General features: G+C 62.5%; 9 protein-coding genes and 2 tRNA genes. 7 read left to right on the top strand and 4 right to left on the bottom strand.

Annotated elements, in window-relative coordinates:
* Window positions 1-77 (top strand) — tRNA-Val (locus LU493_RS13880).
* 33 nt (window positions 78-110) lie between these two features.
* Window positions 111-187, top strand: a tRNA-Val gene (locus LU493_RS13875).
* A 138-nt stretch (window positions 188-325) separates the two neighbouring features.
* On the opposite strand, the gene LU493_RS13870 is transcribed toward LU493_RS13875, so the two are convergent.
* From LU493_RS13870 to LU493_RS13855, 4 genes are all read right to left on the bottom strand, one after another.
* Window positions 326-778 carry a GAF domain-containing protein gene (locus LU493_RS13870; RefSeq protein ID WP_275288380.1) on the bottom strand — a complete coding sequence of 151 codons (453 nt, stop codon included), beginning with the start codon at window positions 776-778 and terminating at the stop codon, window positions 326-328.
* Window positions 779-885: 107 nt separating this feature from the next.
* Window positions 886-1,680 carry a MetQ/NlpA family ABC transporter substrate-binding protein gene (locus tag LU493_RS13865; RefSeq protein WP_275288379.1) on the bottom strand — a complete coding sequence of 265 codons (795 nt, stop codon included), beginning with the start codon at window positions 1,678-1,680 and terminating at the stop codon, window positions 886-888.
* Window positions 1,681-2,000: 320 nt separating this feature from the next.
* A complete protein-coding gene (locus LU493_RS13860) occupies window positions 2,001-2,654 on the bottom strand; it encodes a methionine ABC transporter permease (RefSeq protein WP_275288378.1) in 654 nt (217 codons plus the stop codon).
* Window positions 2,635-3,693: a methionine ABC transporter ATP-binding protein gene (locus LU493_RS13855; RefSeq protein WP_275288377.1), complete on the bottom strand. Its 1,059-nt coding sequence runs from the start codon at window positions 3,691-3,693 to the stop codon at window positions 2,635-2,637. The genes LU493_RS13860 and LU493_RS13855 overlap by 20 nt, the downstream gene beginning before the upstream one ends.
* A 440-nt stretch (window positions 3,694-4,133) precedes the next feature.
* On the opposite strand from LU493_RS13855, the gene LU493_RS13850 reads away from it, so the two are divergent.
* The 5 genes from LU493_RS13850 to ung all read left to right on the top strand — a co-directional run bounded on the left by LU493_RS13850 (window position 4,134) and on the right by ung (window position 7,984).
* Window positions 4,134-4,763 (top strand): riboflavin synthase subunit alpha, encoded by a 630-nt coding sequence (locus LU493_RS13850; protein WP_275288376.1) that lies wholly within the window; start codon window positions 4,134-4,136, stop codon window positions 4,761-4,763.
* A 174-nt stretch (window positions 4,764-4,937) separates the two neighbouring features.
* Window positions 4,938-6,242: an NCS2 family permease gene (locus tag LU493_RS13845; RefSeq protein ID WP_275288375.1), complete on the top strand. Its 1,305-nt coding sequence runs from the start codon at window positions 4,938-4,940 to the stop codon at window positions 6,240-6,242.
* 22 nt (window positions 6,243-6,264) lie between these two features.
* Entirely contained in the window at window positions 6,265-6,810 is a 546-nt protein-coding gene (locus tag LU493_RS13840) for an adenine phosphoribosyltransferase (RefSeq protein ID WP_069384295.1), read from the top strand.
* 7 nt (window positions 6,811-6,817) lie between these two features.
* Window positions 6,818-7,297: a xanthine phosphoribosyltransferase gene (gene gpt / locus LU493_RS13835; RefSeq protein WP_275288374.1), complete on the top strand. Its 480-nt coding sequence runs from the start codon at window positions 6,818-6,820 to the stop codon at window positions 7,295-7,297.
* 3 nt (window positions 7,298-7,300) lie between these two features.
* Complete coding sequence (ung, locus tag LU493_RS13830; protein WP_275288373.1) at window positions 7,301-7,984, top strand: uracil-DNA glycosylase; 684 nt, start codon at window positions 7,301-7,303, stop codon at window positions 7,982-7,984.
* Window positions 7,985-8,086: the final 102 nt, after the last annotated feature.

Here is an 8,086-nt window from a genome sequence, read left to right as displayed (position 1 = left end):
AGGACCATAGCTCAGTTGGTTAGAGCGCCACGTTGACATCGTGGAGGTCGGCGGTTCAAATCCGCCTGGTCCTACCAAGCGCTTTATCGCTGTCTCGACACGTGCATTTCAGGACCATAGCTCAGTTGGTTAGAGCGCCACGTTGACATCGTGGAGGTCGGCGGTTCAAATCCGCCTGGTCCTACCAGACTCCGAAAGCCCCGTGGCAGCAATGCCGCGGGGCTTTTTCGTGTGCGTGCGTTTCGCTTGAACCTGTCTCGCCGGTGGGGTTGGCCGGGCAAGTGCGTGCCCCGATGCCGCGTCGGCTCCGGGGCATCGGGAGGGGTCAGAACGTCGTGCGCGCGATGAACACCTCGATCAGTGCTTCGATGCCCGCCTGATCGTCTGCAGAGAAACGGCCGGGCTCGGGGCTGTCGAGGTCCAGTACGCCCCACAGCTGATCGCCGACGACGACAGGCACGACCAGCTCGGCCTGGGAGGCGCTGTCGCAGGCGATATGGTCGGCGACGGCATGGACGTCATCGATGCGCTGGGTCTGGCGGGTCCGGGCCGCCGCGCCGCATACCCCCTTGTCGAAGGGGATGGGATGGCAGGCCGGTTTGCCCTGAAAAGGCCCGAGATGGAGCAGGTTCGGCTGGCGCTGAAGGTAGAAACCTGCCCAGTTGAGATCGGGCACTTCCTGCACGAGCAGCGCACAGGTCTGGGCGCTGTTGGTCAGCCAGTCAGGCGTGTCCAGCAGGGCGTCCAGTTGCCGGGCGAGAAGAGCATAGTCGGTCATGGAGGCTTCTCCAACGCGAGGGGCCGACACAGTGGCCGGCCCCGAATTTCTTGATGCCGAGAGGATTCCGGATATCTACTGCGAGCGCAGTCGCCGTCCGGTTCCCCTTATTTCCAGCCGGGTACCGCCTGGGCCCCGAACAGTTCCTCGGCCTTGGTTTCCACCTCCTCGCTCTGATAGGCGTCGACCAGTTGCTGGATGCTTTCCTTGTCCTCGTCACCGGCGCGTACGGCGATGATGTTGACGTAAGGCGATTCCGGGCCTTCCTTGATCAGGGCGTCGTCCAGGGTCAGACCGGCCGGCTGGGCGAAGGTGTTGTTGATGAAGGCCATGTCCACGTCGGGCAGCACTCGGGGAAGCTGTGCGGCCTCGATCTCGCGGAACTCGAAGTCATGGGGATTCTCGACCACATCCAGCGGTGTGGCCTCGAGGTTTTCCGGGTCGTCCAGCGTGACCAGGCCCTCGTTGTGCAGCAGGATGAGGGAGCGTCCCTCGTTGGACGGATCGTTGGGCAGGGCGATGGTGGCCCCATCCGGCAGAGCGTCGATGCTGTCGTACTTCTCCGAGTAGGCGCCGATCGGATAGACGAAGGTGCGCCCGGCGATGGCGAAGTCATAGCCGCGATCCTCGACCATCGACTGCATGTAGGGTTCATGCTGATAGGCGTTGGCATCCAGGCTGCCGTCGGCCAGGGCGGCATTGGGCGTCACGTAGTCGGTGAACTCGATGATCTCGACGTCCAGGCCGTGCTCGCGTTCGGCGATATCCGCCGCCACTTGCATGACCTCCGTTTCCGGGCCGGCGACGGTGCCGACCTTGATGCTGTGCTCGTTGGCACTGGCCTGGCCGATTGCCAGGGTGAGGGCGGAGGCGGCGAGGCCGCCGATCAGGATGTTGCGCATGTAAGATGTCTCCCTTCGAGGAAATCGTGAGGAAGCACGACGTAAATGCCTGCGCATGTAAATCGCTGCGCTATAGCCGCCATTCCTGGCGGCTACCCTGCGGGCCCATCTAAAGACGGTTCAAATTCGCTCCCGGCGAATTTGTGCGCGGTGCGCGAAAGCTCGCCTAACGTTTCGTTATGTCTCGCTTTCTGTGCTCCGGGCGCCTTGCGCTTCACTATGCTCGGCGATTTATTCAGCGCTTCCTTGGCTCGCTGTTTATATTATTGGAATAACCAGGATATGTGTAATTCTTTTTGGTTATCAAAAGCCGTGACACATCATTTATGGTCGCTCTTGCGCACCAGGTAGTCGCCGAGGCTCTGGAACCCCTGGACCATGATCACCAGGATCGCCACGGTGATCAGCATGATGGTGGGGTTGAAGCGATTGTAACCGTAGCGGATGCCTAGGTCGCCAAGCCCGCCACCGCCTACTGCGCCGGCCATGGCAGAGTAGCTGACCAGGGTGACGATGGTCACCGTCAATGCGGTGAAGATGCCGCCACGCGCCTCGGGCAGCAGTACCCGGGTGATGATCTGCCAGGGAGTGGCGCCCATGGACTGGGCGGCTTCGACGAGTCCGGGAGGGATCTCGTTCAGCGCCCCTTCCACCAGTCGGGCGATGAAGGGAATGGCGGCGATGGTCAGCGGTACGGCGGCCGCGTTGGTGCCGATCGACGAGCCGACCAGGGTGCGGGTGAACGGGATGATGGCCACCATCAGGATGATGAAGGGAATCGAGCGGCCGATATTGGTGATGATGCCCAGCACACCGTTGAGCACGGGTTGGGCGAGTATCTGGCGCGGTCGCGTGACGTAGAGCATCACACCCAGCGGAATGCCGAGTGCTGCGGCGATCAGTCCGGACACGGCCACCATGTAGAGGGTGTCCAGGGTGGCCTCTAGAATCAGGTTAATCATCGCGCTGGACATGGCCGAGCACCTCCACTTGCAGGTCGTGGTTTCGCAGATAGTCGAGGGCGCGGCGCGTATCCTGCGCGTCGCCCATCAGTTCGGCGATCATCAGTCCCAGGGTGCGGTCCTGGATCGATTCCACCTTGGCCTGGAGAATGCTGACGTCGACGCCGCACTCCCGGGCCAGCCGCGAGATCAGTGGCGTGGAGACGGCATCACCGGAGAACGCCAGTCGTACGACCGGGTGGCTATGTTCCCCCGGGGTTTCCTCGAGACGCTCGATCAGCGCAGCGGGAGGCTCGAGTTCGAGAAAGTCGTTGAGAAAATCGCGCCCCAGCTGGGTGGCCGGCGAGGTGAAGAAGTCGCCGACATCGGCTTCTTCCACCAGTTCGCCACCGGAGATCAGGCTGACGCGGTGGCAGATCGACTTGACCACTTCCATCTCATGGGTGATCAGCAGAATGGTCAAGCCGAGCTTTTGGTTGATGTCGCGCAGCAGTTCGAGAATGGCACCCGTGGTGTGAGGGTCGAGTGCCGAGGTGGCCTCGTCACAGAGCAGCACCCGCGGCCGGCTGGCCAGCGCTCGGGCGATGGCCACGCGTTGCTTCTGGCCACCGGAGAGCTGGGCCGGATACTGGCGTGCCTTGTCGTCCAGGCCGACCAGCTCGAGCAGCGGCGTGATTCGCTCGCGAATATCGCTGCGCTTCATGCCCATGAGCTCCAGGGGCAGGGCGATATTGTCGTATACGGTGCGCGACGTCAGCAGGTTGAAATGCTGGAAGATCATGCCGATACGATGGCGCGCCTGGTTGAGCGCTTCGCCGGACAGCTCGGTGAGTTCCTGGCCGTCCACGGTGACCGTGCCGGTGGTAGGACGCTCGAGCAGATTGACGCAACGAATCAGGGTCGACTTGCCGGCGCCGGACAGGCCGATCACGCCGTGAATCTGTCCCTGGGGGACATGCAGGTCGACCGCCTTGAGGGCTTCGACGCCCCGGGCATTTCGGCGCTTGCTCGTGGGGAAATAAGTCTTGGAAACGTTCTGCAGTCGGATCATCTGGGCCACCAGAGGTGGCGCCGCAGGGTCGCGGAGCGGGCGGGCAGGTTCGGGAGGCCAAAAAAAGGCCACCCTGACGGGTGGCCATCAACGCTGGACACACCCTTTTAGCTGCATTTCACGACGCGCCGGACATGCCGCCGCGGCGTCGGCGCCCGCAATCCGGGTACAAATCGGCGCCTACGAAATGTAGCGCGAAAGCCTATGCCTCATACGGGTGTTTGTCAAATGTCTTGGGCGAGTCTGGCAGGGATAGCGTCACGATGCAGCAAAAAGATCTATAGAATACATTTTTGCAGTAATATTTACGGTTGCCGGTGTTCGCCTGGCAAGCAGCAAAAGGATGGCGCAAGGTGGTGACATGGACGCCGACTGGGCGGTTTTCATAGACTGGCCACCTTATCGTTGTTCGGCATTGGCTCAAATTGTGAGGATTCGTCATGTTCACGGGTATCGTCCAGGGGACCGCCGAGGTGGTGGCCATCGAAGAGGCCGAGGCCTTCCGTACCCATGTGCTGTGGTTGCCGGAGGCGCTGCGTGATGGGCTGGAAATCGGCGCCTCGGTGGCGCACAACGGCGCCTGCCTGACGGTGACATCCATCGAAGGGGAGCGCGTCGGCTTCGATCTGATGCGCGAGACCCTGAGGGTGACCAACCTGGGCGAACTCGAGGTCGGGGGGCGGGTCAATATCGAGCGTGCGGCGCGCTTCGGCGACGAGATTGGCGGGCATGCCATGTCGGGCCATGTCATGGGGATGGCCGAGCTGGTGGAAATCGAGGAGGCCCCGAACAATCGTCGGCTCTGGTTCGCGCCGCCCGAGCGGCTCGCCCGTTTCCTGTTCGACAAGGGCTACATCGGCGTGGATGGCGCCAGCCTGACCATCGGCGAAGTGCGGCCCGGTGCCGATGGGCATGGGGCATGCTTCTGCGTGGACCTGATCCCGGAGACGCTGGCGCGCACGGTGCTGAGCGATCGTGTGCCGGGAGACCGCGTCAATCTCGAGATCGATCCCCAGACACAGGCCATCGTCGAGACGGTCGAGCGCGTCATGGCCGAACGCACCAACTGAGCCGTTCAGACTGCGTTGGTGAACGGGGTGGCGCTTTGAACCGGGAGCCGCTTATATAAAAGTCATGTGCCGTACCGGTGGGTGGCGCCTCGCATCACGGGGCGCCATCCGCTACCATGTGCGGCTTTTCTCGCACCCCGGACGCACGATGTCCCCGCGCGAAGGACACATCCCATGTTGAAACGCCTGATCAATAACCACTTCAAGCTTGCCGAACATGGCACCGACGTGAAGACCGAGGTGATCGCCGGTATCACCACCTTCCTGACCATGGCCTACATCATCTTCGTCAACCCGAGCATTCTCTCGGAATCGGGGATGGATTATGGGGCGGTGTTCGTGGCGACCTGCGTGGCGGCGGCCATCGGGTGTCTGATCATGGGGCTCTGGGCCAACTATCCGATTGCCCAGGCGCCGGGCATGGGGCTCAATGCCTTTTTCACCTATGGCGTGGTGATGGGCATGGGTTACAGCTGGGAAACCGCTCTGGGGGCGGTGTTCCTGTCCGGCTTTACCTTCTTTCTGCTCAGTATCTTCCGCATCCGCGAGTGGATCATCAATTCGATTCCCATGTCGTTGCGGCTCGGTATCGCCGCGGGTATCGGTCTGTTCCTGGCGATGATCGCCCTGCAGAATGCCGGTATCGTGGTGTCCAATGAGGCCACCTACGTGGCCCTGGGGGATCTCTCCGAGCCTTCGGCCCTCTATGCGCTGCTGGGCTTCTTCGTGATCACGGCCCTGGCGTATCTACGTGTGACCGGTGCGGTGATGATCGGCATTCTCGGCGTCACCATTCTGGCCATTCTGCTGGGTCATAACGAATTCGGCGGGGTGATGTCCATGCCGCCGTCCATCGCGCCGACCCTGATGGCACTGGATATCGCCGGCGCGCTGGACGTGGCGATGTTCAGCGTGGTTTTCGCTTTCCTGTTCGTCGACCTGTTCGATACCTCCGGCACCCTGGTCGGGGTGGCGCACCGTGGGGGACTGCTCGACGAGAACGGCAAGCTGCCGCGCATCGGGCGTGCCATGATGGCCGACAGTAGTGCCTCCATGGCCGGCGCCGTGCTGGGGACCTCCACCACGACCAGCTATATCGAATCCACGGCCGGTATCGCTTCCGGCGGGCGCACCGGGCTCACCGCCGTGGTGGTGGCCGCGCTCTTCTTGATCAGCCTGTTCTTCTCGCCATTGGCCGGATCGATCCCTGCCTATGCCACGGCCGGCGCGCTGCTTTACGTGGCGGTGCTGATGGCCGGCAGCCTGGCCCACGCCGACTGGGACGATGCCACCGAAGCCGCACCGGTGTTGATCGCTGCGCTGGCCATGCCGCTGACCTTCTCGATTGCCGAGGGCATCGCGCTTGGCTTCATCAGCTTCGTGGCCATCAAGGCGCTTTCGGGCCGTTTCAAGGACCTGAATCCCGCCGTGGTGGTGCTGGCGCTGGTCTTCGCCGCCAAGTTCCTGTTCCTCGACTGACACTTACCGACTGAGATTCGTGATGAGCATCTACGGCGACTACATCAAGTCCGTGATCCGTACCGTTCCCGATTGGCCCCAGCCCGGCGTCAATTTCCGCGACATTACGCCGCTGCTTCAGAACAGTGCGGCGTTTCGCAAGTTGATCGACAGTTTCGTGCACCGCTACCAGGAGATGGACCTCGACGCCATTGCCGCCATCGATGCTCGAGGCTTCATCGTCGGCGCGCCGCTGGCCTATGAGCTGGGCTGTAGTTTCGTGCCGGTGCGCAAGAAGGGTAAGCTGCCGTTCAAGACCATCAGCGAGACCTATACGCTGGAGTACGGCGAAGCCGAGGTGGAGCTGCATTCCGATGCCTTCCGCGAAGGGGATCGTATCCTGGTGGTGGACGACTTGATCGCCACCGGTGGCACCATGCTGGCCGCGGCCAAGTTGATCACGCGTAGCGGCGGCCTGGTGGTCGAGACGTCGACGATCGTCGATCTGCCGGACCTGGGCGGCGCTCAGCGCATTCGTGATGCCGGTTTCGGCGTCTTCGCGGTCTGTTCCTTCACCGAGGACGAGTGAGACGGTCATGAGTACTCATCGTTATCATCAGCACTTCACCGTTTCCTGGGATCAACTGCACCGGGACGTGCGTGAACTCAGTCATCGGCTCGTCGAACGTGATTTCAAGGGGATCGTCGCCATCACCCGAGGAGGGTTGATTCCCGCCGCGCTGTTCGCCCGAGAACTCAATGTGCGCTTGATCGACACGGTCTGCATCAAGAGCTATGACCACATGGATCAGGGTGGCCTCGAGGTCATGAAAGGCGTCGAGCACGACGGGGATGGCTGGCTGCTGGTCGACGATCTGGTCGATACCGGCAAGACGGCACGGCGGGTCCGCGAGATGCTGCCCAGGGCGCACTTCGTCACGGTCTACGCCAAGCCCGAGGGGCGCCCTCTGGTGGATCAGTACCTGACGGAAGTCGCCCAGAATTGCTGGATCCAGTTTCCCTGGGACATGGGCGTGGCCTATGTCGAACCCCTGGCGGATCAGATCAAGCGGTGACCCATGGATATTCCGCTGCCCGATAGCTGGCAACAGTGGCTGGGCGCCGAGTTTCAGGCGCCCTACATGCAGGCATTGCGTGATTTTCTCGTCGGCGAGAAGGCCGCGCGCAAGGTCATCTACCCGCATTCGTCGAACTGGTTTCGCGCCTTCGAGCTGACGCCCCTGGAAGACGTGCGGGTGGTGATCCTCGGGCAGGACCCCTATCACGGTCCGAACCAGGCGCATGGCCTGTGCTTCTCGGTCCGACCTGGCGTGCAGGTGCCGCCCTCGCTGGTCAACATCTACAAGGAGCTGGCCGCCGATGTGGGGTGTCAGCCGGTCGACCATGGCTTTCTGGAGAGCTGGGCGCGACAGGGCGTTCTGCTGCTGAACACCTCGCTGACGGTGGAGCAGGGCAATGCCGGCTCCCATCGGGGGAAAGGCTGGGAGACCTTCACCGACCGTGCCATTGCCACGGTCAACGAACATGCTGGCCCCACGGTGTTCCTGCTCTGGGGCAGTCACGCCCGCAAGAAGAAGGCATTGGTGGACACGAGCCGCCACCTGGTGCTCGAGTCGCCTCATCCCTCGCCGCTGTCGGCCCATCGAGGGTTCTTCGGCAATCGGCATTTCTCGAGGGCCAATGCCTTTCTCGCCGAGCAGGGGCGCAGGCCTATCGATTGGCAGCTGCCTCAACAACCCTGAGCCAGGGCCATCGTGGCTGGACCTGTCGACGGATCAGTCCCGAGCGACAGTACTGACGGCGATCGCCCCGGGTCATGCTATCGCCAGCTTAACCTCAACGCG

The sequence above is a fragment of the Halomonas elongata genome, from assembly GCF_029081005.1.
Lineage (GTDB): Bacteria > Pseudomonadota > Gammaproteobacteria > Pseudomonadales > Halomonadaceae > Halomonas > Halomonas elongata_B.
This window is presented reverse-complemented; position numbering and strand designations above follow the sequence as displayed.

Bases quoted from the DNA above. Each gene is read 5' to 3' on its own strand.
- LU493_RS13865 (WP_275288379.1), bottom strand. From the start codon at position 1,680: ATGCGCAACATCCTGATCGGCGGCCTCGCCGCCTCCGCCCTCACCCTG.
- LU493_RS13870 (WP_275288380.1), bottom strand. From the start codon at position 778: ATGACCGACTATGCTCTTCTCGCCCGGCAACTGGACGCCCTGCTGGAC.
- LU493_RS13860 (WP_275288378.1), bottom strand. From the start codon at position 2,654: ATGTCCAGCGCGATGATTAACCTGATTCTAGAGGCCACCCTGGACACC.
- LU493_RS13845 (WP_275288375.1), top strand. From the start codon at position 4,938: ATGTTGAAACGCCTGATCAATAACCACTTCAAGCTTGCCGAACATGGC.
- LU493_RS13840 (WP_069384295.1), top strand. From the start codon at position 6,265: ATGAGCATCTACGGCGACTACATCAAGTCCGTGATCCGTACCGTTCCC.
- ung (WP_275288373.1), top strand. From the start codon at position 7,301: ATGGATATTCCGCTGCCCGATAGCTGGCAACAGTGGCTGGGCGCCGAG.
- LU493_RS13855 (WP_275288377.1), bottom strand. From the start codon at position 3,693: ATGATCCGACTGCAGAACGTTTCCAAGACTTATTTCCCCACGAGCAAG.
- gpt (WP_275288374.1), top strand. From the start codon at position 6,818: ATGAGTACTCATCGTTATCATCAGCACTTCACCGTTTCCTGGGATCAA.
- LU493_RS13850 (WP_275288376.1), top strand. From the start codon at position 4,134: ATGTTCACGGGTATCGTCCAGGGGACCGCCGAGGTGGTGGCCATCGAA.